A 23,216-nucleotide genomic window follows, 5' to 3' on the forward strand; every position below is an offset into this window, starting at 1 on the left:
CTGTCTGGTGCCGCCGCGTCTCCGCGGCGGCACCAGCCGCCCGTCCCCTCGCCTTACGGAGGTACTCGGTGGTTACTCCGCCCGCAGCGTTCCGCACCGGTTCCACTGCTCTCGTGCGTGCCGTGGCCCGGCCCTCGCTGCCGTTTCCTCCGTGCCCCGACCTCGATGACCGCTCGCCCGGTGGTTCGTCTGCCCGCGTGGCGTGGCTGCGCGCGGTCTGGGCGAACAAGGACGTCGCCGAGGCACTCCAGCACTCCAGCCCGGTCCTGGCCGCGCAGGTAGGGGCCCTGTGCACGGCTGAGCATCCCACCCTCCGGGATGTGCAGCGCGCGGCGCTGTCTGTGGCCCGCTACCTGCTGCGAGCCCAGCACCGGGCGACACCCTTCGGCCTGTTCGCCGGCGTGGCCACCGCGGAGTTCGGCCCGCAGGCACGGTCCGACTGGGGCGAAGAGCACATGGCCGTCGGCCGCGCGGGCGCACAGTGGGTGGCTGCCGTGGTCGAGCGGTTGGAGTCGTGTCCGGACCTCCTCGAACGGCTGCCCGTCGCCATCAACAACACCGTGACGTACCGGGGAGACCGGCTCGTCGTGCCGTTCCAGCCCGACGTCCAGGACGACCGGACTCGCGCGGTTGAGGCGTCTCTGGCCCTGACCGGACCGGTGCGCGCGGTCCTTGCCGCGACCCGACTGCCGATCCGGTGCAGCACCCTCGTGGACAAGCTCCAGGCGGAGTTCCCCAACGCCGGTCCCGAGAAGGTGCGTCGACTGCTGGCGGAGTTGATCCGGCAGCGGGTGCTGATCACGTGCCTGCACGCTCCGAGCACCGAGACCGACGTCCTCGGGTATCTGGTGGGCCAGCTCGACGTCGTCGACGCCGGAAGCCTCGCCCCGGTCGCGGAGACCGTGCGTGAACTCCACGCGGTCCGGGCGGGCCTGAAGGAATGTGCCACGCACGGGGGCCGGGACAGCGTCGCGGCGCGGATGCGAGACCTCGTGCCTGGCCTGCGCCGCCACCCCGTCGCGCTCGACCTCCGCCTGGACGCACAGATCGTTCTGCCGGAAGCGGTCGCCCGAGAGATCGAGCGCGCCGCTCTCATCCTGACCCGCTTGAGCAGCCGTCCGTACGGGACCGCCGCCTGGAACAAGTACCACCAGCGGTTCTACGAGCGGTACGGCATCGGCACGATGGTGCCGGTCACGGAGGTCGTGGCGGACAGCGGCACCGGCTATCCCGACGGCTACCCAGGCGCTCCGGCTGGTGCCCGCAGGCCCCGCGTCTCCGCTCGGGATGACGCCCTCGTACGGCTGGCTCAGGCCGCCGCGCTCGATGGTCGTGACGAAGTGATCCTCACGGACGAACAGATTGAGGCCCTAGACGTGGGTCCCGACGAGCTCCGGCTGCCGCCGCACCTGGAGATCGGGGTGCGGGTGCATGCGGCCAGCCTGGAGGAGTTGCAGCGCGGGCGGTTCCGGCTGGAGGTCGTGAACGTGTCCCGTGGCGCCGGCGTCTCCACGGGCCGATTCCTCAGCTTGCTGGCCCCCGCCGACCGAGAGGCCCTGGTCGCAGAGCTTGCCGATCTTCCGGCCGCAGACGGCAACACCATGCCCACGCAGCTCTCTTTCCCGCCCCTGCACCCCGAGAGCGCCCACGTCACTCGCTCCCCACAGGTTCTACCCACCGTGATCAGCCTTCAGGAGCACCGCGCCCCGCAGGGCACCGTCCTCACCCCGGAGGACTTGGCTGTGGGGTGCGACAGCCGCCGCATGTACCTCGCCGTCCCCGAGAGAGGCCACCGAGTGGAAGCCGTCGGGATGCACGCGCTGAACCTGCGCACCCACACCCCGCCACTGGTGCGGTTCCTCACCGAACTGTCCCGCGCCCAGTGCGCGCAGGTCACCGTCTTCGACTGGGGCGCCGCAGCGGCGATGCCGTTCCTGCCACGTCTGCGTTACGGCCGGACCGTGCTGGCCCCGGCGCGCTGGCGGCTGGAAGCGTCCGAACTGCCCGGCCATGCCCACCCTCGGGCCGAGTGGGACGCCGCGCTCAGCGACTGGCGTACCCGGCGGAGGCTGCCGCGCCGCGTCCATCTCGTCGAGGACGACCGGCGCCTTTTCCTCGACCTCGACGAGGCCGGCAACCGTGCGCTCCTGCGCCGGCACCTCGACCATTCGCGCCTCGCCGTGCTCGTCGAGGCCCCGGCACCGGAGGCGTACGGCTGGTGCAGTGGGCGAGCCCACGAGGTCGTGGTGCCCCTCAAAGCAACCAGGCCGTCGGCATGGCCGCCACTGCCAGCCCCCAGCCGCGCCCGTGCCCTGTCTGCGGCCCAGATGCAGACGCCTGCCGCTTCCTCGGTACTTCTGGCCGCCCTGTACGGCGACCCCCGCCGCCAAGACGTCTTGCTCTCCCGGCACTTGCCCGGCCTTGTCGAACAACTCGGCAACCCGCCGTGGTGGTTCATCCGCTTCCGCGACCCAGACCAGCACCTCCGCGTACGCATCGCCCTCCCCGACCCGGAAGCCTTCGCCGACACGGCCCGAACGGTGGGCACTTGGGCCGACGAACTACGAAGCATCGGCCTACTGGCCGACCTGCGCTATCCCACCTCCTACCGCGAGATGGGCCGCTGGGGCTCCGGCACCGCATGGGCGGCGGCCGAGGAGGTGTTCCGGGCGGACTCGCGCGCCGTCCTGGCCCAACTTGCGCAGCCACAACGTCCGGGCCAGCGCACGCTGGTGGCGGCCCACACGGTCGCCACCACCCGCGCCTTCCTCGGCACCACCGAGGCTGGGATGCAATGGCTGATCGACCATGTCTCGCCGACCGCACCCGTGCCCGTTCCACGCCCGCAGTTCACCGAGGCTGTACGGCTCGCCGACCCGAGCCACGACTGGTCGGCCCTGCGCAGCGTTCCGGGCGGAGACGCCATCGTGTCCGGATGGACTGACCGGGATACGGCGCTCGCCGCGTACCGGCCGCACCTGCCCGGCCCGGACACCCAGGGCATCGCCCTCGACGACGTCCTGACCTCCCTGCTGCACGTCCACTTCGTACGCCACGTCGCCGTGAACTTCCCGGAGGAAGAGGTATGCCTCTACCTGGCGCGCGCCGCCGCCCTGGCCTGGACCGCCCGCACCAGGGGGAGGGCCTCGTGACCGCCCACCCCACGCTCGGCCTGGTCGACGCCATCGCCACCCAGCTCGCCGACCCCGACACCGTGCCCCTCGGCTCCAGGACGCTGTCCTCGGACCGGCAGCACCTTGCCTACGGCCCGCCCGGCATCGCGCTCCTGCACATCGAGCTCGCCGCGAACGGCCTCGCACCGTGGCACCGCGCCCACGACTGGCTCGCCGCCGCCTCCCGTCAGCCGCTCACCAGCGGCCCGGACAGCCATCCGTTCTACGGAGTACCCGCCTTCGCCCACGCCCTGACCTGTGCGGCCGACCACCTTCCCGACTCCTACCAACGCGCCCTCGACGCCATGGACGGACAGATCGCCGTCGACGTCGGACGCCGTCTCGACGCCGCACACCGCCGCATCGACGCCGGACGCCTGCCGCAGCTCGCCGAGTTCGACACCATCCGGGGGCCTAACCGGATACGGCGCCTACCTACTGCGCCGAAGCCCCGGCAGCCCCACGCTGCACGCCGTCCTCGACTACTGCGTGCGCCTCACCGAACCGATCACCCACCACGGCGAGACTCTGCCGGGCTGGTGGGCGGAGACCGGGCCCTCGGGCAGCCTGGACGACCGATTCCCCGGCGGGCACGCCAACACCGGTATGGCCCACGGCATCGGCGGCGTGCTCGCGCTCCTAGCCCTCGCCGCCCGGAACGGCACCGTCACCGATGGGCACCACGCGGCACTGCGCACCATCCTTGCCTGGCTGGACCGCTGGAAGGAGAAGGCCGACGGCGGACCGGTCTGGCCGTACTGGGTCACTCAGCGAGAGCTGCGCAGGGGGAGTCTCGGCCCGTCAGCCCCCAGGCGGCCATCCTGGTGCTACGGCACCGCCGGCCTCGCCCGCGCCCAGCAACTTGCCGCGCTCGCCCTCGGCGACACCCGCCGTCAGATCGACGCGGAGAACGCACTCGTGGCCGCCCTCACCGACCCCGAACAGCTGAAGGCCACGACGGACAACGGCCTCTGCCACGGATTCGCCGGCCTCGCCCACGCTGCCGCGCGTACGGCCGACGACGCCCACCCCTCGACCGCGGGGAAGCTCCGAGCCACGATCCCGGCCCTCCTGGCTGCGGTCATCCCACCGGGCACCGACCTCGAACTCATGGCCACGGCGCTCATCCAGGACGAGGAAAGCGGCCACGGCCTCCTCGACGGCGCCGCCGGCATAGCCCTGGCCCTCCTCGCGCCCAGCACCGCCGCACCACCCCGGTCCGCCTGGGACGCATGCCTCATCATCGCTTGATCCACCGACCGAAGGAGCTCAATGCCTCCCAACCGCTGGCAGCAGCACAACATCACCTTCGTCGACCGCGAGATTGCCCAGCGCACCATCGCCGAACGCCTCGGCCCCACCCTGATCGAGGCCGAGGCCGACGGGCAGCTCACCGACTGGTGGTTCATGAACAAGCAGCCCTGGCCTCTGCGTTACCTCGCCGACAAGCCCTCACCAGCCATTGAGTCGCTCCTGAGCGATCTCATCGGCGACGGCGTGGCCGTGTCGTGCCTGCCCTACGTCTACGAGCCCGAGACCGACACGTTCGGTGGCCCGGAGGCCATGGACACAGCTCACGAACTGTTCCACAGCGACTCCCGCCACCTGCTCACCTACCAGCCGAGCCCGAGGCAACTGGGACGCCGGGAGACCGCCGTCCTGCTGACGAGCGTCATGATGCGCGGTGCTGGACTCGACTGGTTCGAACAGGGCGACGTATGGGCGAAGGTCGCGGCCCTGCGACCGGCCATCGCTCCACAACCGCCCGAACACGCCGCAGAAATGGCTTCGGCCATGCGCAAGCTCATGACCGCCGATGCCCACAGCCTCTGCCGCCCGGGTGGCCCACTCCACGCTCACGAGGGATGGGTGACCGCCTTCGAACGGGTCGGTGCCACGCTCGCAGACCTCGCAGGCCGCGGCGCCCTCATCCGCGGCCTGCGAGCCGTCATCGCCCACCACGTGATCTTCCACGCCAACCGCGCCGGTCTCCTCCAGGACGACCAGAGCGCCCTGTCCCACATCGCACGAGAGGTAGTCATGGGAACGAGTGGCCACACCGAGTCGCCCACCGAGGCAACAGCCGACATCGATAGCGTCAGCGCGGTGAACACCGACACGATCACCACCCCCACGGCGGACGCCGAGCGCCTCCGCAACGCCCTGGTCGACCAGCTTTGCGCGGACGGGCACGCCCGCACGCCCGCCGTCGAGACCGCGTTGCGGACCGTGCCCCGCCATGTGTTCGTGCCCGATGCGTCGCTCGAAGACGCCTACGCCAACGCACCGGTGCACATCAAGTACGACACCGACGGCACCTCGATCTCCTGCGCCTCCCAGCCGGGCGTCGTCGCCCTCATGCTGGACCAGCTCGATGTCCAGCCCGGCGAGCGCATCCTCGAACTCGGCGCCGGCACCGGCTACAACGCCGGACTGCTCGCCCACCTGGTCGGCGAGAGCGGACACGTGACCACCCTCGACGTCGACGACGACATCGTAGAAGGCGCCCGCACGCACCTCGCCGCCGCCGGGATTACCAACGCCGAGGCAGTGACCCGTGATGGAGCCCTCGGCTACGCCGAGGGAGCGCCGTACGACCGGATCATCGCCACCGTCGGCGCCCACGGCGTACCGCACGCCTGGCTGCAGCAACTCGCCCCCGGCGGTCGGCTCCTCGTACCCCAGCGCCTTAAGGGCACCGTCTCCCGCTCCATCGCCTACGAGCAGCGCGATGGCCGATGGGTGTCCCTCGGCAGCGAGATGAACACCTTCATGCCGCTTCGGCGGGGCATCGCCGACGACGACCGCCGCGTCATCCCGCTCAGTGGGGACGGCACTGTCCGGCTTCAGGCCCCCACTGGGCAGCACATCGACACCGACGCCCTTGCTGGTGTGCTGGAGCAGCCCCGCACCGAGGAATGGACTGGCATGACGGTCCAGGCCATGGAGTCGCCGGAGTGGATGGAACTGTTCGTGGCCTGCTCCCTTCCCTCCGGCCTGATCCGGATGCTGTTCCCTCAGAGTGCCAAGGGCACTCTGCTCACCGAGGATCCCTACCCTTCGTCGACCGCCGTCGTCGACAAGGGCACCGTCACCTACCTGGCGCGGCGGCTGTCGGAGAAGAGGACCCGCGAGGGCGGAAAACTCTGGGAGTTCGGCGTCATCGGCCACGGTCCCGGCAGCGACGAACTGGCCGCGAAGGTCGCCGACGCCATCCGCACCTGGGACCGCGAATACCGCAGCCGCGAAGCCACGTTCGAAATCCAGCCCCTCGACGCCCCCAGCATCGAGCGGTGCCCCGGCCTCTTCGCTCTCGACACCCCGCTGAACCGCATCGTCGTCGACTGGCAGTGACGCCCCACGTGTAGCGGACGGTGCCCGCCGACGTACGGCTGGCGGGCACCGTCGCCTCACCAGTTCTCACTTATGCCTGGGGGACCCATGGACCCGCACGGACCCACAGCCCAACGCTTCCCGCTCGTTGCCCGATTCCGGCCCGCCTGCCTGCCCCTGCCCGAGCGCGTACGCGCTCTCGTCGACCTGGCCGACACCGCGGTGAACAAGACCGACCAAGGGCTCGCATCAGCTGTCTACAACCAGGCCGCGCTCATAGCCTCCGATCTCGACCTTCCCGACCTCGCACGCCAGATGTGCCACCAGCACGCCGCCGCCTACCTCCACGCCTGCCCCCTGCCCGGCATGAGCGCAATCCGAGGGCTGGAACCCGTCGTCAACCTCGCCCGCCTCCAGATCCGCGCGGGCCGCGCTGATGAAGGCCGCCAGCGACTGCTCAACCTGTACGGGGCCGTCGAGGCGGGCGCGGTTGCCCGGTTCGAGGGCATCGCGGTACCGGCGTACCTCACTGCGACCGACGAGGACCGCCACGAGGTCCGTGCGTGGCTGTGGCGCGTGCTCCTCGCCGACGGCACACGCACGCTCACGACCGAGGGAGGCTGGGGCGAGGCCCTGACGCACATCGAAGCTCACCGAGGCGTAGGCAAGCGGATGCTCGACGGGCGCCAGGTCGCCGTACTCGCCGCTCTCGTTGAGGGCGACACGGCACGGGCCGCTGTCCTCCTCGCCGACACGATGCCTGGCGATCCGTGGGAGCAAGCCGTTACGGCATGCCTGACCGTCCTGTGCCGCCGCGACGCCGGGCAGACGGTCGACGGCCACCTGGCGGACTTGGCGGCCGCCTATCTTGAGCGCCGGTCTGAACCTGGGATGACTGTCTTCGATGCCCGGCTCGGCCTTACCGTCCTCGACGCGATCTGTTCCGCTGATTCGCCCGCCGCGCACCGCATCGTCGAGGACCTCCACCGCAGGACGACGGAGGCCGAAGACGGCTACGCGGCCCGCGAGAACCTGGCTCACCCTCTGTTCACCGCGATCGCCACGGACCGGCAAGTACAGGACTGCCGTGCACTGGTGCGTTCCTGCGCCCTCGAGGCAGGGACCATGCCGGACGAGTTGAAGGGCGAGCTGACGGCGGCACTCCGCGCCAGCGACAGCGTGATCCGGGTAAGCCTTGCGTGCCCCTCAGATCTCGGGCGTGCAGCCCCTATGGAGAGAGCCTGATGGACGCAACGAACCTGGGAGCTCGTCGAAGGGCTGGAGCTGCGTGCCCCCAGGTTGTCCACAAGGGCGTGATCAGCGCCGTCGTGTGCGCTGCGGTTGCGGGGCTGGGACGGCGGCTGCCGGGTGGGCCGGGGCGGTGGGGCGCTGTGTGGTGCTCCGGGCCTGTGCTGCGTGGGCCTGTGCTGCGCGGGCTTGTGCGCTGGGTGCCGGCCTTGCGCTGAGGCGTTGGATGCGCCAGGTCAGGACTCGTGCGGGGCGGCGGGCGTCGTCCAGGGCGCGCTGGTCGGCGATCTGCTGGAGGAGCTGTTCCGGGTCGTGTCCGGCTGCTTCTGCCTCGGCGAGGGCGGTGGTGAGGGCTGCGAAAGCGGGGTCTTGAATGACCTGTTCCGCGTGCTCGGGTACGACCTGGCGTAGGCGGCGGATCTGCAGCTCCACGGCCTGCTGGGGCGGCTGGCGCTGTGCGAGAGCGGCCAGGGGTGCGGCGGCTGCTTGGTCGTAGGCGGCCTGGAGGTGGAGCAGTGTCTGCTGGGCGGCGGCGACTTGCTGGTCGTGGTAGCGCAGCTCGTGCCAGCGGGCGGCGGCGATCACGACGAGGATCGCGGCGTCCAGGAACATCGACAGGATGGCACCGTCCTTGGGGGCGGGCTCGCGGACCATCGCCCGTACGGCGCCGCGCAGTGCGCGGGCATGGTGGTGTTCGGCCTGGATACGGGAGCGAGTGGCACGCTCGAACGCGGTCGCCGCCTCGCGAAGTTGGGGCCGCAGTGCCTGGGGTGCGAGAAGTGGGAGGGCGTCGAGGGCTTCGCCGAAGGCGGAGAGGTGGGCTTGGGAGGCTTCGTCGTCGGCCTGGTCAAGGTGGTCGGGGATGCGTTCGGCTGCGGCGGCGGCCTGGTGCCAGGGGTTGGGCCTGCGTCGGCCCGGCAGCCCGACGGGCTGCGGATCGCTGTTTTCCAGGCGCTTTCGGATCTTGGGGAAGGACAGGTCGGGGGCGAGTTCGGAGCCGGAGAACCACACGGGCTCCTTGCCGGCGGTGGTGGTGTCTTCGGCAGCGACCTTGTAGCCGCGCACATCACCGGAGGGGAAGTACACGACTTCCACAAGCACACCGTCGAGGTGGCTGAGCAGGTGGATGAACTCCTCCATGCTGGAGGCGGCTGCCACGGCGGTGCGCACGGTGGCGCGCAGCCGTTCGCGAGCGGGCTTGCCCTGGCCTGTGCGGCGGGCCTTCTCCTGCTCGGCACGGGTGGGCCGCTTGGCGGCGGTGCGGTCCCCGCGGACCACTTGGAGCAGGCCGTATTCCTTCTCGATGGCGGCTAGTTCACGGTCGGCGGTGTGGTAGTCGTTCCAGTGCCGCGCGGTGCGCAGATCCGCCCGGACCTTGGTGGCGGCGATGTGGATGTGGTCGGGGGCATGGCGGACGGCGACCCAGCGGCATCCGTCCGGATCGTCTTCCGGTGCTATGCCGGTGGCCGCCACGACGCGGCGGGCGATGTCGGCCCACTCCTCGTCGCTGAGGATGCGGTCTTCGGGGGCGGCACGGAGCGAGCAGTGCCACACGTGCTGCTCGGGCGCGAGGCCCAGCCGCCGGGCCTGCTTGACGTGCAGGTCGAGGTCGGCGACGAGGAGCCTCCTGGTGGCGTCGACGTCGTCACTGCGGCCGGGGTCGGGGGCGAAACCGTCCCAGGAGGCGACCAGGTGCGGGTCGGTGTGGTCCCTGGCCTTCTTCGTGTCGAACAGGTACCGGACCAATCCGGCGGTCTCCTTGCCGCTGCTGATCTTGGCGATCACCGGGGCGCCTTCGTGGCGACGGCCTGGTTCGCGGCGGACGCGATGTGGCGGACCGTGGCGCCGACTGCGGTCAGGGTGCGTTCGGCCTGGGCCAGGACGGCGGTGTCCCCAGGCTGTGAATGACCGCCGGAGTTCAGCTTCTTGGCGATCTGGTTGATGTTGTGGCCGATCTTGGCGACCTCGCCACGGAGGGCGGTCAGCTCGTCTATGTAGTCGTCGAGTTCGGTGCGCTGGCCGGGCAGGGCGAGATCACCGTGGACGTGGGCCATGACGACGGCGCCGATGTAGTGGGCGCCGGCGATGTTCAGCGAGCGAGCCTCACGGAGGATGTCGGCCTTCTCGTTGACGCTGTAGCGCACATCGACGCGTTCTTTGCGTTGCACGGCTTCGCGCTGGCGACGGCGGGCGACACGGTGCAGCGCGGCGGCGTCGGCGGCACGCGGCATCTGGGCGGCGGCGGTGCCTGCGGGCTGTTTCCTCTCGGGCGCCCCCTGGTGCCCGAGTCCCTCCGCCACCCCCGGGGCGGAGGGATCCCCGTTGAGCCGGCCCTTGGACGGTCCAGCGGGATACCTTGCTGGCGTCGTGGCTGGGGTGGTGGTCATCTTCTGGTCGCTGGTGGGGAGTTCGTGGGTCTGCTTGCGCATGGGTATTTCTCCGTGGGGTGTTGGTGGCCGCTCAGTGACTGAGCGCGCTCGTCCCATGCCTGGTCAGGGCAAGGACGGGAGGGGCGGCGATGTCAGGTGGACTCGTAGCGGCTCGGGCACTCGCCCCCGCGCTGGCCTGCGCGGGGACGAGGGGTGCGAGTCATGCGCGAAGGGTGATGGGAGCGGCTGCGTGACTCAGTAGGCGTCAGCGGGGGCCTTGTCGCGTTCGGCCTGCCGCTGAGAGGCGGCCTCGTCGAGCTCGGCCTGCAGGACGTCCTTGATCGTTTCCGCGTCAGCCCTGCTGATGGACAGGCCCTTGCCTCGGATCGTCGCTTCGATGTGGCGGCGCGAGGCGCGGCCTCCACGTCCCAGCGGCGCGGTGCGGGCGATCGCGAGGTACTCGTCGGACACAGCGGGGGGCTTCTGCGCCACCTCGGCAGGCCCCCGCGCCACGTCGCCCTGGCCGTCTGCCACGTCGAGACCGGCTGGCTCCGGCAGACCGGGGTGGTCTTCCGGAAGCGCAGCAGGCTGGGCGCCGACGGTGAGGTTGTGGCCGTGGTTGGCTGGGTGGTGGCGTTCGGTGGGCTCGGCAACGAGCTGGTGGATCTGCCGCATCAGGACACCGAAGGCCAGCAGCGCGGCACTCGGGGGAACCGCGGCGACCACGTAGTCGAGGTGGGAGACAGCGGTGGCGTTCCCTGTACGGCTGACCCCGGCGACGTTGAGCGCGATGGAGCCGACTGATCCGGTGGCCGTGAGGCCGATGGCCCACCAGTCCGGTACCCGGCGCAGGCCCGCGCGGAGCATCAGCAGCTCACCCGCGACGATGAACGCGTCCAGGGTCGCTGGCCACGCCCACTGGCGGATCGGGGAGTTCCCCAGTCCGTGCTGCCCGGCGACCTCGGCGAGGTGCGCGTACGAGAGCCAGAACCCTCCGGCGGTGAGGGCGATGATGACGACTCCCGCCGCGCCGAGTGCATACCGCTCGGCGGCGTGCTTGGTCATCACTTGCCGCCCCTGAGCGTCTCGTAGGACCGGGCGCAGCCGGTTGTGGCGAGGGTGGGGATCGCGGCGCGGTCCGCGCCAAGCGCTTGATGTGCGGTGGTGCGGTCTGTGGTTATGGCGAGGGTGGTCACGCGGGATACTCCTGCGGTGGTGGCGTGGTCCGTCTTTGCCGTCCTGGCCGTTGCAAGCGCAGGTCAGGGCCGGTACGGCAGGGGTGGCGGTGTTCCGTCTTGGCTGCGCCCTCGCGTCTTGGTGGCCCGCAGCCTCGGTGAGGCTGCGGCTCGGTGGCCGTGGACGGATCGGATCCGTCTTGCCGTCCCGGCGGCATGCGCTGTGACCTGCGGTGATACGGCGGGGACGCCCGGGACGGCACAAGACGGATCGAGGCAGCGTCCTGTTGGCGGCAGCGTGGTCTTCATGATCGCGCTGCCGTCTTGCCCCCGGTTTCCGTCCCGACCGCATGCCGTTTGACCTGCGAGATCACGGCAGGGACGGCAGGGACGGCCACCGGGGGACGCGGGGCTCAGCCCGAGGGGGAGGCGGCAGGCTCGGCGTTCACTGAGTGAACGGTCGGGCAGTAGCGGCGCCATGCGTCGAGGAACTTGTTGCGCGTGTAGCCCTTGCGCTGGGTGCCGTCGGCGAGGCGAACGTTGCCGGGCCGGATGTCGAAGTCGCGCAGCAGTGAGCCGAGCTCACGCGGGCTCAGTCCGTTGCGACCCCACTCCGCCCACGGGCCTTCCAGGTCCTGGCGCAGGTGGTGGAGGAGCTCGTCCGTGGAGAGGCTGTCGACCTCGCGCTGGGCGACGAAGACTCGGCGGATGTCGGCCAGGATCCGCGCTGAGCTGGGGTGGTCCTCCTCGGCAGCCGCTTCGGCCGTGACCATCTGCGCGCACGCCGCGCGTGCGAGGCGGGGCCAGGGCCCGGCGGCCAGGTCGGCGACGATCACCAGGGGCTCCCAGGTGTCGGCGGCGCGGTCCTCCACCGGCATCGCCGGTTCCAGGTCGGCGGCCTCATCGAGCAGGGGCCGTGTCCACGCGGCGATGCGGTTGCGCAGGTCGTGGAGGGCCGGGGTGTCGCGGCGGGACCGGAAGGGCTTGACGCTCTCGCCCTCGGCCCGGCGCCGCATGCGGATGACCACCGACCGGTCCATGATCGTGTCGGGCAGGTCACCGATCCCGGCCAGGGCAGCCATGGCGAAGGTGGCGAACCGGTGGGGCGTGTGGTCGTTGCCGACGACGCGGGTGACGTACCGGTTGCGCTGGTGGCCGGCGTTGAGCAGGCCGCGCATCTCCTCGTTCTTCTCCGCCATCTTCGGGGTGCCGAAGATGGTGTCCGCCTCGTCCACCAGCAGGGTGGGCGGTTCGTCGGTGATGGAGCGGAAGATGGCCGCGGGCGTGGTGTTGATGGTGAGCATCGGCTCGTGGACCGTCTCGGTGAGCACGTCCAGGAGCCTTGACTTGCCGCACCGCTTCGCCGGTCCGACCACGGCCAGGCGCGGGGCGTGCTGCCATGCGGGCTGCAGGTGCGTCGCCGCCACCCACAGCGTGACCGCGTCCAGCGCCTGCTGGGAGGGCCGGATCACGAACTGGGCTACCTGGGCACGCAGTTCGTTCAGCAGCTCGGAGCCGTACGTCGGCTCCGGGTCCGGTACCGCCTCCTCGGCGGGCTGATCCACCGGAACCGTATCCGGTGCCCGGCCGTCGGCCGCCGGGGTGGGTTCGGTCGCTTGGCCGGGCTTGCCGGGTCGGCGGGGCATGGCGACCGTCGGCCATACCGCTTTGCCGGGTGCGGAATGCGGCTCGGGTGTCGTAGGTTGCACAGGGCAGCTCCTTATCCGGTGGCGTCGGGCATGCAGGCCCGACTCACGCAGGTCGTTCGTTGGAATGCGGGCAGTGGAGTGTGCTGAGCCTCCGGCGTTGGCCCGCCGGGGGCTTTCTCGCTTCCTTGGCCGGGGCGAGGGAACACGGACAGTACGTCCACCCCCGGCGACAGTCCAGCATTTCTGTGTCAGCTCAGCGCAGAAGCGTCTGCTATGAGCAGGGCTGGTCATGCGGCCAGGCCGAGCAGGTTCAACAGGTCGGCGGTCACCACCCGGTACGCCTTGCCCAGGCGCAGGACCTTGCACGGGTACTGGCCGCGCTTGGCCAGCTCGTAACCCTTGCTCCGACCCAGCCCCAGCGCCCGGTTGCCGGTGTCCAGGTCAACGGCTGCGGGCAGGGCCAGCAGCTCCTCCCGCGTCATGCCCTTGGGCCGCTCGGCGGCCTCGTTGTTGCGCATGCGGTGCTCCGTCCATGAGTGAGCCCTCGGCGAACGCGGCATCACGTCCGGCTCCAGGCGATCACTAACCATCATCGGGAAGCTAATGTGTCTCCATGACACAATGCAGTTTTGATCCTGGAGATGACGAGGACGACGTCCTGGAGTGGGTGGATCAGGTGATGGCCACTGTGGCCGCCGAGGTCCGCAGACGAAGGAAGGAGCTGCGCATGAGCGCCCAGGATTTGGCCGACCGCTGCGAGGAGATCGGCCATCCGATCCCGCGCAACGTGATCGCCAACATGGAATCCGGCCGCCGCGCCCACCTGCCCCTGGTCGACGTCCTCGTCCTCGCCGAAGCCCTGCGGACCTACCCGATCTGCCTGCTCTACCCCGTCGGCTACGTCGACCGAGTCCAGCGCCTGCCCCTTCAGCACTCCGACCCGACGTGGGATGCCATGCGCTGGTTCACCGGCGACAGCGAGGACTTCGGCATGGAAGACGACATGCTCCGCTCCTTCAGAGCCCACGTCCGCCACCAGCGCGCCGCCCTGGCCGCCCTGAAGGGCGAGAAGCACGAGCGCTGGAAGGCCGAGACGGCACCCAACCAGGCCGAACGTGAGGAAGCCGTACTCGCCCAAGCCGACTACGCCGAAAGGGTGTTGGAAGCCAAGTACCGGCTCCGCAGCGCCCGCGCCTTCATCCGCGAAGACGGCGGCACACCACCAGCCCTGCCACCAGAACTCGCCGACGTCGACCCACCCGTCGGCGACGCCACCGAGGAGAATGATCTTTGAAGGGTTCCACCCACCGCCGCTGCTATTGCCGCGACCTCCACACCGGCAAGCCGCTCGGCAAGAAATGCCCCAAGCTGTCCAGCCGCAAGCACGGCTCGTACTCCATACGCCAGGAACTCCCGCCCCGCGAAGACGGCACCCGCCGCTCCTTCAGTCGCGCTGGCTACGACTCCCTCAAGGCCGCCCAGGCGGACCTCGACCACGTGCGCGCGCTCGTCGGCCTCGCCGACGCCGACGACGCCGAGGGCCTGGCCCAGATAGCCGAGTTGCTGGAGAAGGTGGCCGACGAGAAGGCCCCGTTGCCGAACGTCGCGGCGACGCGCAGGCGCCTCAGCCACGGTCTGGACCTGACGAACCGACTCACGGTCGGCGAGTGGCTTGACATATGGCTGGCGGGCAAGAAGGGGTGGCAGAGTGCCATCAGCCGCGACGAGAGCAACATCAGGGTGCACCTCAAACCCAGGATCGGGCACTACCGGCTCGACCGCCTTCGGGTCGCCCACCTGTCCGAGATGTTCGAGGCCATCGCCGAGGCCAACGTCGAGATCGCCGAAGGCAACGCGGCCCGCCGCAAGGCGTTCGAGGATCTCGCCCAGATCCCCTGGAAGGGCCGCGAGCCCCGTGCCCGACGTAAGGCGATGAAGGTAGCCATCGCCGAGATGGAGCCCTATCGCCGCATTGTCGGTCCGGCCACACGCCAGCGCGTCCGCTCCACGCTGCGGGCCGCGCTCAACGCCGCGATCGCCCAGCAGCTCATCACCTTCAACCCGGCCGCCTACGTCGAGTTGGAGGCGGGTAAGCGGCCCAAGGCCCTCGTATGGACCGAGGAACGCATCCTCCACTGGAAGCGCACCGGCGAGAAGCCGTCGTCAGTGATGGTCTGGACGCCGGAGCACACCGGGCTCTTCCTCGACCACGTCGCGGAGGACCGCCTGTACGCGCTGTTCCACCTGATCGCGTTCCGCGGGCTGCGACGGGGCGAGGCATGCGGGCAGAAGTGGACCGACACCAACCTGGACGCCGGTCTCATCACCGTCGCCAAACAACTCGTCGTAGACGGCTGGGAGGTGTACGAGGACGACCCCAAGACCGACGCCGGCGCACGGACCATCGCGCTCGACTCCGACACGGTCCAGGCCCTCAAGCGGCACCGCGCCCAGCAGGACAAGGACCGTAAGGAGTGGGAGAACGCCTGGGTGGAGACGGGGCGCGTCTTCACCAAGGAGAACGGCGAGTTGCTCCACCCCGCCAACGTCACACGGCACTTCATCGAGCTGTACGAGGAGATCGGCCTCCCACCGGTCCGGCTCCACGACCTCCGCCACGGTGCCGCGACCCTCGCCCACGCGGCCGGGGCCGACCTGAAGGACATCCAGGAGATGCTTGGCCACTCCTCGATCACCATCACGGCCGACACGTACACGAGCCTCCTCCCGGAGGCGGACTTGGCGATCGCCGAGGCCGCAGCACGGCTCGTACCTCGTGCCCGCCCCGACTTCAAAGAGGCCGCCCTCGAAGCGGAGCCCGAGCCCGGCAAGTCGAAAAAGCCCAGCCCGGAACTAGTGCCGGATGGCGCTGAGCGACCCGGAGAAAGACCTGGGCAAAGCGGTCCGGCTCACGCACCGCTCACACAAACAGCCCCGAACGAGGAGTCCTAGGCCGAATGAAACCCCTCTCCGGAGCAATGTATTATTACTTCTACCCCTGGCGTCAGTTGAATATACGGATTCCTTCAAGATTGGAGAGGGGGCTGGCCTCGCGCAGTCATCCGTTGACTAGGCGTGTTCCTCGGACTCCTGAGTGCCGGACTCGTCCAGGTCGTCATACCGGTCGGCCCAATTGGCCAGGGTGCGGTCGATACGGTCGAGCCTCTGGCGAAGGGACGAGATCTGGACTGAATCCCATCCGTCCCGCTCCACGAGGCTGGCCCCGCCCGCGTGGATGGGGACCATCGTCATGCTGGCAACGGCCTTTTTGAGGGCCTCGACAGTCGTGGTCACGTCGGCCCAGCACAGACTTGCAGCCTTGAACCCGCTCGCGACTTCTGCCAGTGGCTCGCCGTTGTATGTGTGGCGCACTAGCGAGTCGGTCAGCTCGCGGGCCTCGCCTCCGACTGTGAGCATCAGCTTCCCGGCTTCGTCGACCTCGTACAGCTTCTGGCCAAGTCGGCCTGCTCGGACGATTTCGTATGCCTGGAATACACCCCGACGGCGCGAGAGCATGGCGCGTATCACGACAGGCAGAGTGCGATCGTCCTCGTCACCGGATCCACCAAAAACTTCCCGCTGCAAAGCCATGGGTTCCGCAATCGCCATGTAGTAAGCCGCTTTGACCGCGAGTTCTGTCTGGGCAACGCCTAGACGCCCGCTGTCGCCGAGGCCATGCTCCACCTCTTCTAGGGCTTCATCACGCAGATCCTCAAGCGATCGTGGGTCCTCTGCAGTCCCTTCCAGGGGCGAGTCGGAAGGAAGTGCCTCGATCTCGGGCATTCGGTAGGCGCGTTGCAGCACCGCGCGGCGCGGCCGAACGAACTGGAGCGCATCACTCTTCTCGGTGCGAACCGGGCGAAGAATCAGCTCAACTGCAATATCTACACGATCTTCTCGTTTTGGTCGCTGCTTCGCTGTCAACGAGCGAATCCCGTCGTTGACGCGACGGGCTGTGCCGATTCCCCCGCCCAGAACAGCTCGGACGATCTCTGCAGCCCGGACATCACGGTGTCGGCTGAATCCCTCGCCCAAGGCGTCATGTTCAGTGATCACTCCAGCGAACCACTGTTTCTCTGATACAGAGATACGAGCAGGCCGCGTGGTTGTGGGTTGTGCTAGGGCGTCGAGAACAGCGTCTGCCTTGGCCTCGTTCTCCACGGCAGGGCCATACGGCTTAGGCGGCCGGATATGCGTCAAGCCGATGAAGTTGCGTACAGCCGTATGGAATAGTTGGTTTGCGCGAGCATCAGGACGGAACCCGACGACAACACGCGCGGGGATGGTGAGGGCGCGCGCCTTTGCCTGCTCCTCCTCGCTAAGGTTGTCCCAACCCTGCTTCTGGATTAGCCGGATCCAACGGTTTACTTCCTGGCGGAATTTACGGTCGTCTCCACCCCACTCGTATGCGACTTTCGACGGGGCAAATCCGAGTAGATCGTGCACCGCACTGATGCGGCTAGAGCCGTCGGCGGCAATCAAGAGCGAGGCAGCTGGATGACCATTGTGGTGATTCACAGTCAGTGGCACGACAGTAAGCGGTTGGAGTACCCCCTCCACCGCAATGTCCTCGCTGAGGGGGTTCTCCTTCGTCAAGCGGCCCTTGGCATCCTCCAGCCGCTGCGCGAGTGCGCTCGGATCCTCCACATGGATCTCCAGCTCCGCGCCTTTGCTCGGTGCCGACCTTGGCTCGGGCAATGCTGTCCCGGCTCCACCCAGTGCGTAGGTCCGGCGCCCGTACTCCCGTGGGTTAGCCGGATGCGGCACGACTGATGCGGACCACAACCTGGTCTCGACAATCAACAAAGTGGCACCCTGCACACGCAGTTCGACCGACTCGGTCAGTTTCCGGCGCATTTCATCGGGACGTACTGCAGCGCGTGAGAGAACCCGGACCACTCCATCGGTAAAACCTTGCCCGATCAGCGAGGAGGCGAGGTTGTCGATGGCGGCGCCGCGGGGAAGCGTCCACTGCGTTGGCTGCCAACCTTCGCCCGTGTCGAAGGGATGGCCGACGGACTCATCGGTCACTGCTTGCTCCAGTAATGCGATCCACAAGGAGGAGTGCTTTGCGCGCCTGCTTTCGATCCTCACGACCTGCTGGCGTGTCTACGGGAGTCAGTGAAAGCCGCGCGGCGCGCTCGCTGAGTGCCGCACGAACCTGGTACCACCCTTCAGAAGACAGGGTGACCATATACAACCGCTCGCCATGCAGGTTGACGATGCCGCAGTTCAGTTCTTGCTCTGCGATCCCGGCCCAGTGCGATGCCAGGCGGCCGAGCGTGATCTCGGAGCCCTGATCACTTGGGGATTCGGGTGAGGGAGTGGCGCGGCACTCGTCGGCCGCCCGTTGAAGAACAGCTGCGACGAGGCCAACTTCGCCCTGGTCCAGGGGGATGGAGAAAGTGATGATGTCGGACACGGAACAGCTCTCCGTGAAGGTCGGCCGATGCAGGCACCGGCATGTCGGCGTCGTGCTGCCAAGTCGCGGGTGCGCCCGGCAGAGCGAGAGCGCGGACATGTCGACCGCCGACCTCCACCCGTGTCGGTCCGCGGAACAGTTGCCACCGGGACCTCTGGTGCCGTCCGAGCCACGCACCATCCGGCCCGAGGGGGGAGGTGGACATGAACCTCATACCCGAGGGGACACAGTAAGACGGTTCCGCTGCTCGACCCGGTCTAGCACAAGCCGAGGAAGCTGATCCGTCATAGCGCGGAGTCATCGAACAAGTCGCTCGGCGCCAAGGGTAGCGAGGCGGCTACATTGTGTGCAACGAGTTGATGCTGTAACTAATGTGACTCTCTATCAGTCGGACTGCCGCTGAGAGCATAGGCGACTGCCGGAACCGCCGATGGCGGCGAAGGGCTGGCGTTCGTGACGTGACGCGGTGCCGCCGTCTGGTCGGCGATGCGGCCGAGGGTTCATGCTCGAGTTGAGGGTGGGCAGCCGGTGGCCGGCTCGCAACGGCGCCGCGAGACAGACGAACGTGTTTGGTCAGCAGGGGCTGGTTCTGGGAAGGGGGCTGGCGCTGGCTTCGCCGCGTCGGTAAGGATCACCGCCCTGTCGGGCTCTGCGACATGGTGCCGTGGCGCTGGCGCACCTGGCCGAGGCCGGCCTGGAAGGCATCATGACGGACACCTATACGCGCCTGTTGACGGAGACTGGTCTGGCGATCGCCGAGGCCGCAGCCCGGCTCGTCCCGCGCGCCCGGGCCGCCTCCGAAAACGCCGCTCCCGAAGCGGAGGCCGAGCCCGACGACGCGGAGCATCCCGGCCCCGAGTCCGTGCCGAACGGTGCTGATCCGTTGGGAGAAATTCCGGAGATCAACTCTCCGTCCGCTCACGCACCGCTCACGCAAACGGCCTCGGACGACGAGTCCGAGGCCGAGTAGAACCCCTCCCTGGAGGATAAACCCCAGGTCAGAGCGGTACTGCGTTGTGCCCCCGGCAGGATTCGAACCTGCGACACCCGCTTTAGGAGAGCGGTGCTCTATCCCCTGAGCTACGGAGGCGGGGATCTGTAGGGGCGCGCTTCCCGATTCAACCGGTGACGGATGAACCCGCTCAGCGTGGACCCAACAGCGCTGTGGTGGTACGGCCGGTTGGGGCTGTGCCACCGCCGACAGTGTAGCGGGTGGTGGCCTTGCGATCATCGGGCCTGGGAGGGGTTCTGCGCGGCCAGGTCAGCGGGGGGATCGCGGCCCGGGCCGCCGGGGCTCGGTGTCGCTGGGCCCGGGGCGGCCGATGCTCTGTCCCGTCCTGGCAGTCGTCTGGGAGCGGTGTTCCTGGTCCGGCCGGCGGCGTCAGGTCTGTGGCGGCACAGGCTTTGGGCTTGCTGCTCCCGGTGTCCTGCGGTCCGGGACGGTACCGGTGCGCGAGCCTCGCTTTCGGCGACCGGGCCGACTCGGCGCCGCCTAGTGTCATGTCCGTTTTCCGCCAGCTTCGTGCCGGGAGGCGCCGCATGCTGGAAGGGTGACGAGCGACGACGACAGCAGGTACGAGGCGGTGTGCAGCCGCGACGCACGCTTCGACGGCGAGTTCTTCTTCGCCGTCGCCACGACCGGGATCTACTGCCGCCCCAGTTGCCCGGCCACCACTCCCAAGCGGCGGAACGTGCGTTTCTTCCCCACCGCTGCCGCCGCCCAGGGCGCCGGGTTCCGGGCGTGCCGTCGCTGCCGGCCGGACGCGGTGCCCGGGTCCGCCGGGTGGAACGTGCGGGCGGACGTGGTCGGCCGGGCGATGCGGCTGATCGGTGACGGTGTCGTCGACCGCGAGGGCGTGGCCGGACTTGCCGATCGGCTGGGCTACAGCGCACGGCAGGTGCAGCGGCAGCTGAACGCCGAGGTCGGCGCCGGGCCGATCGCGCTGGCGCGGGCGCAGCGGGCGCACACCGCGCGGATACTGCTGCAGACCACCTCCATGCAGGCCGCGGAGATCGCGTTCGCGGCCGGGTTCGCGAGCGTGCGGCAGTTCAACGACACCGTCCGCGCGATCTACGCGGTCACCCCGAGCGCGCTGCGCGCTGCCAAACCGGGCCGCACCTCCCGGCACGGGGCCGGGGCCTCCCGGCACGGATCGGCGGGCTCGGGCCGGCTCGCCGCACCGGGCTCGGCCGGGGCGGAGTCCGGCGCCGTGGATACGGCGCCCGGTGAAGCGGGCCGGGTGCCCGGAGAAGCAGGCCCGGCCGGCCCGGTGTTCGGGCCCACGGACGCGGCGCCCGGAAGAGCGGGCAGGGCGCCCGGAAAAGCACGCCCGGAGCCCGGCGCGGCCCCGGCCGGAGTGCCGTTGCGGCTGGCCCACCGTGGTCCCTACGCCGTTCGCGAGGTCTTCGACCACCTCGCCGCCCGCGCCGTCACCGGTGTCGAGGAGGTCACCGGCGCACCGGGCGGGCGTACCTACCGGCGCACCCTGCGGCTGCCGCACGGAAGCGGTGTCGCCGAGGTCGCCGAGCGGCTCGGCGCGGGCTGGCTGGAGTGCCGACTCCACCTGACGGACCTGCGCGACCTGACGACCGCCACCCACCGGATACGGCGCCTGTTCGACCTGGACGCCGACCCCTACGCCGTCGCCGAACGCCTCGGTGCCGACCGGGCCCTGGCCCCGTTGGTCGCCCTGCGGCCCGGGCTCCGTGCGCCGGGCGCCGCGGACCCCCACGAACTGGCCGTCCGTGCGGTGCTGGGCCAGCAGGTCTCCGTCGCCGCCGGGCGGAAACTCGGCAGCGCGCTGGTGGCCGCCTACGGCCTGCCCCTGCCCGCGGCCGACGGCGGCCTCACCCACCTCTTCCCCACGCCCGACGACCTGGCCGACGCGTCCCTGGCCGAGCTCGGCATGCCCGACTCCCGCAAAGGCACCCTGCGCGGGGTCGCCGGCGCGCTGGCCGCCGGTACGGTCCTCCTCGACGCGGGCGCCGACCGGGACGAGGCCGAGAAAGCCCTGCTGGCCCTGCCCGGCATCGGCCCCTGGACGGCCGGCTACGTCCGGATGCGCGCGCTGGGCGACCCGGACGTCCTGCTGACGGGCGATGTCGCGGCCCGTGCCGGAATGCGCCTGGCGGGCGCCGAGCCGGTCGACGCCGAAGCCTGGCGGCCGTGGCGTACGTACGCCATGCACCATTTCTGGAACGCCGCGGCAGACCGGCGCCGCGCCCCCGCGGTGTGATGTCCGAAATCCGCCAGCACGCGTGGCCGCCGCGCTCCAGGATCGCAAGGAGAACGACATGACAGGAATGGCCGAAAGAGCCGGAAGAGCAGGAAGAAGGCACGACCCATGACCCTCTGCACGACGACCCCCAGCCCCCTGGGCGACCTGCTGCTGGTGGGCGAGGAATCGGCCACCGCGCGCGGCGGCACCGCGCTCGTCTCGCTGTCCGTACCCGATCAGAAACGCGGTGCCGTCGTCCAGGACGACTGGATCGAGAAGCCGGAGGCCTTCAGCGAGATCGCCTCCCAGCTCCGCGCGTACTTCGAGGGCGGACTCACCCGCTTCGACATCGAGTACGTCACCGGTGGCAGCGACTTCCAGCGGCGCGTGTGGACGGCGCTGGAGGCCATCCCGTACGGGACCACCCTCAGTTACGGCGAGATCGCCGCGCGGATCGGCGCCCCGAGGGCCGCGGTCCGCGCCGTGGGCACCGCGATCGGCGCCAACCCGCTGCTGGTCGTCCGGCCCTGCCACCGTGTGATCGGCGCGAGCGGCGCGCTCACCGGCTACGCGGGCGGTCTCGCGCGCAAGCGGCAGCTGCTGGACCTGGAGAGCGCCCACCGGACCACCAGGCCATCGGAAACGGCGCCCGAAACGCCGTAGCGCCGTAGCGCCGTAACACTGCGGCGCCGCAGCACCATAGCGCCGTGGCTTCGCCAGGAGTGACATCACCACGGATCAGAGGACCCTCGATCATGACCGACACCGACACCGACACCGACGCCGACACCCTCACGGACACCGACGCCGACGCCGACACCATGACCGTCCCGACCGGTCCTGGCGCCGACCGCGTCGCCGGCCACCCCGCCGGCCGCCTCGCCGACCGCGTCGGCCGACAGGACTGGGACGCCCTCGCACGCGAACTCGACGCGTACGGCCACGCCCTGACCGGTCCGCTCCTCACTCCCGACGAGTGCCACGACATCGCCGCGCTGTACGAGAAGACCGAGCACTTCCGTACGACGGTCGACATGGCCCGGCACCGCTTCGGCTCCGGTCAGTACCGTTACTTCACCCACGACCTCCCCGCCGCCGTACGGGAGTTGCGCGAAGCCTTCTACCCGAGGCTGCTGCCCATCGCCCGGGACTGGGCGGCCAGGCTCGGACACCCCGCTCCGTGGCCGGACGCGCTGGGCGAGTGGATCGCGATGTGCCACGAGGCCGGCCAGGCCAGGTCCGCCCAGATCCTGCTGCGGTACGGAGCGGGCGACTGGAACGCCCTGCACCGCGACGTGTTCGGCGAGATGCTCTTCCCGCTCCAGGTCGTCGTCGGCCTCGACGTGCCGGGAGCCGACTTCACCGGCGGCGAGTTCATCATGACCGAACAGCGTCCGCGGGCGCAGTCGAGGGGATCGGCCACCACCCTGCCGCAGGGACACGGGCTGGTCTTCACCACCCGCGACCGGCCCGTGGCGAGCAGGCGCGGCTGGTCGACCGGACCGATGCGACACGGCGTGAGCACCGTGCGCTCCGGGCGGCGGCACACGCTGGGCCTCGTCTTCCACGACGCGGCATGACTCCTCCCGCGACGCCTCCCGCGACTCCTCCCGCGACTCCTCCCGCGAC

Annotated in this window: 16 protein-coding genes, 1 tRNA gene and 1 pseudogene; 10 read left to right on the top strand and 8 right to left on the bottom strand. The window is 69.8% G+C overall.

Features of this window, described 5'->3' with window-relative positions:
- Positions 1 to 197 precede the first annotated feature (197 nt).
- The 4 genes and pseudogenes from IG02_RS0122120 (at position 198) to IG02_RS0122135 (ending at position 7,751) form a co-directional block, all read left to right on the top strand.
- Positions 198 to 3,152 carry a lantibiotic dehydratase gene (locus tag IG02_RS0122120; protein ID WP_030750828.1) on the top strand — a complete coding sequence of 985 codons (2,955 nt, stop codon included), beginning with the start codon at positions 198 to 200 and terminating at the stop codon, positions 3,150 to 3,152.
- A pseudogene (locus tag IG02_RS36775) lies at positions 3,149 to 4,424 on the top strand (lanthionine synthetase C family protein). The gene IG02_RS0122120 and the pseudogene IG02_RS36775 overlap by 4 nt, the downstream one beginning before the upstream one ends.
- 21 nt (positions 4,425 to 4,445) lie before the next feature.
- Entirely contained in the window at positions 4,446 to 6,527 is a 2,082-nt protein-coding gene (gene fxlM, locus IG02_RS0122130) for a methyltransferase, FxLD system (RefSeq protein WP_030750831.1), read from the top strand.
- An 87-nt stretch (positions 6,528 to 6,614) separates the two neighbouring features.
- Positions 6,615 to 7,751 (top strand): hypothetical protein, encoded by a 1,137-nt coding sequence (locus IG02_RS0122135; RefSeq protein ID WP_030750834.1) that lies wholly within the window; start codon positions 6,615 to 6,617, stop codon positions 7,749 to 7,751.
- Between the two features lie 72 nt (positions 7,752 to 7,823).
- On the opposite strand, the gene IG02_RS0122140 is transcribed toward IG02_RS0122135, so the two are convergent.
- The 5 genes from IG02_RS0122140 to IG02_RS0122160 form a co-directional block, all read right to left on the bottom strand.
- Positions 7,824 to 9,539 (bottom strand): relaxase/mobilization nuclease domain-containing protein, encoded by a 1,716-nt coding sequence (locus IG02_RS0122140; protein WP_030750836.1) that lies wholly within the window; start codon positions 9,537 to 9,539, stop codon positions 7,824 to 7,826.
- Positions 9,536 to 10,183 (bottom strand): MobC family plasmid mobilization relaxosome protein, encoded by a 648-nt coding sequence (locus IG02_RS0122145; RefSeq protein ID WP_030750839.1) that lies wholly within the window; start codon positions 10,181 to 10,183, stop codon positions 9,536 to 9,538. The genes IG02_RS0122140 and IG02_RS0122145 overlap by 4 nt, the downstream gene beginning before the upstream one ends.
- A gap of 195 nt (positions 10,184 to 10,378) precedes the next feature.
- On the bottom strand, positions 10,379 to 11,188 hold the full coding sequence (locus IG02_RS37935) for a DUF2637 domain-containing protein (protein ID WP_051765497.1): 810 nt from the start codon (positions 11,186 to 11,188) through the stop codon (positions 10,379 to 10,381).
- 523 nt (positions 11,189 to 11,711) lie between these two features.
- Complete coding sequence (locus IG02_RS0122155; protein WP_030750843.1) at positions 11,712 to 13,007, bottom strand: DUF3631 domain-containing protein; 1,296 nt, start codon at positions 13,005 to 13,007, stop codon at positions 11,712 to 11,714.
- A gap of 227 nt (positions 13,008 to 13,234) precedes the next feature.
- The gene (locus IG02_RS0122160) at positions 13,235 to 13,465 is read right to left on the bottom strand and encodes a hypothetical protein (RefSeq protein WP_030750845.1); all 231 of its coding nucleotides are present in this window, start codon (positions 13,463 to 13,465) and stop codon (positions 13,235 to 13,237) included.
- Positions 13,466 to 13,560: 95 nt separating this feature from the next.
- Between IG02_RS0122160 and IG02_RS0122165 the strand changes: the two genes are divergently transcribed.
- Both IG02_RS0122165 and IG02_RS0122170 read left to right on the top strand, forming a co-directional pair.
- Positions 13,561 to 14,241 carry a helix-turn-helix domain-containing protein gene (locus IG02_RS0122165; protein ID WP_030750847.1) on the top strand — a complete coding sequence of 227 codons (681 nt, stop codon included), beginning with the start codon at positions 13,561 to 13,563 and terminating at the stop codon, positions 14,239 to 14,241.
- Positions 14,238 to 15,899 (top strand): site-specific integrase, encoded by a 1,662-nt coding sequence (locus IG02_RS0122170; RefSeq protein ID WP_030750851.1) that lies wholly within the window; start codon positions 14,238 to 14,240, stop codon positions 15,897 to 15,899. Before IG02_RS0122165 ends, IG02_RS0122170 begins: the two co-directional genes overlap by 4 nt.
- A 117-nt stretch (positions 15,900 to 16,016) precedes the next feature.
- On the opposite strand, the gene IG02_RS41705 is transcribed toward IG02_RS0122170, so the two are convergent.
- A complete protein-coding gene (locus tag IG02_RS41705; RefSeq protein ID WP_158712368.1) occupies positions 16,017 to 17,978 on the bottom strand; it encodes a hypothetical protein in 1,962 nt (653 codons plus the stop codon).
- Entirely contained in the window at positions 17,968 to 18,369 is a 402-nt protein-coding gene (locus IG02_RS41710) for a hypothetical protein (protein ID WP_158712369.1), read from the bottom strand. The genes IG02_RS41705 and IG02_RS41710 overlap by 11 nt, the downstream gene beginning before the upstream one ends.
- Positions 18,370 to 19,033: 664 nt before the next feature.
- On the opposite strand from IG02_RS41710, the gene IG02_RS0122180 reads away from it, so the two are divergent.
- Positions 19,034 to 19,339, top strand: coding sequence for a hypothetical protein (locus tag IG02_RS0122180; protein WP_030750858.1), 306 nt, complete (start codon positions 19,034 to 19,036; stop codon positions 19,337 to 19,339).
- A 47-nt stretch (positions 19,340 to 19,386) separates the two neighbouring features.
- Here the strand turns inward: IG02_RS0122180 and IG02_RS0122185 are convergent.
- Positions 19,387 to 19,459 (bottom strand) — tRNA-Arg (locus IG02_RS0122185).
- Between the two features lie 460 nt (positions 19,460 to 19,919).
- On the opposite strand from IG02_RS0122185, the gene IG02_RS42220 reads away from it, so the two are divergent.
- The 3 genes from IG02_RS42220 (at position 19,920) to IG02_RS0122200 (ending at position 23,167) form a co-directional block, all read left to right on the top strand.
- Complete coding sequence (locus IG02_RS42220; RefSeq protein ID WP_030750861.1) at positions 19,920 to 21,605, top strand: DNA-3-methyladenine glycosylase 2 family protein; 1,686 nt, start codon at positions 19,920 to 19,922, stop codon at positions 21,603 to 21,605.
- A 108-nt stretch (positions 21,606 to 21,713) separates the two neighbouring features.
- Complete coding sequence (locus tag IG02_RS0122195) at positions 21,714 to 22,250, top strand: methylated-DNA--[protein]-cysteine S-methyltransferase (protein ID WP_051765499.1); 537 nt, start codon at positions 21,714 to 21,716, stop codon at positions 22,248 to 22,250.
- A gap of 158 nt (positions 22,251 to 22,408) precedes the next feature.
- Positions 22,409 to 23,167: a 2OG-Fe(II) oxygenase gene (locus IG02_RS0122200; protein WP_051765522.1), complete on the top strand. Its 759-nt coding sequence runs from the start codon at positions 22,409 to 22,411 to the stop codon at positions 23,165 to 23,167.
- Positions 23,168 to 23,216: the final 49 nt, after the last annotated feature.

The organism is Streptomyces sp. NRRL F-5135, from assembly GCF_000719775.1.
GTDB lineage: Bacteria > Actinomycetota > Actinomycetes > Streptomycetales > Streptomycetaceae > Streptomyces > Streptomyces hebeiensis.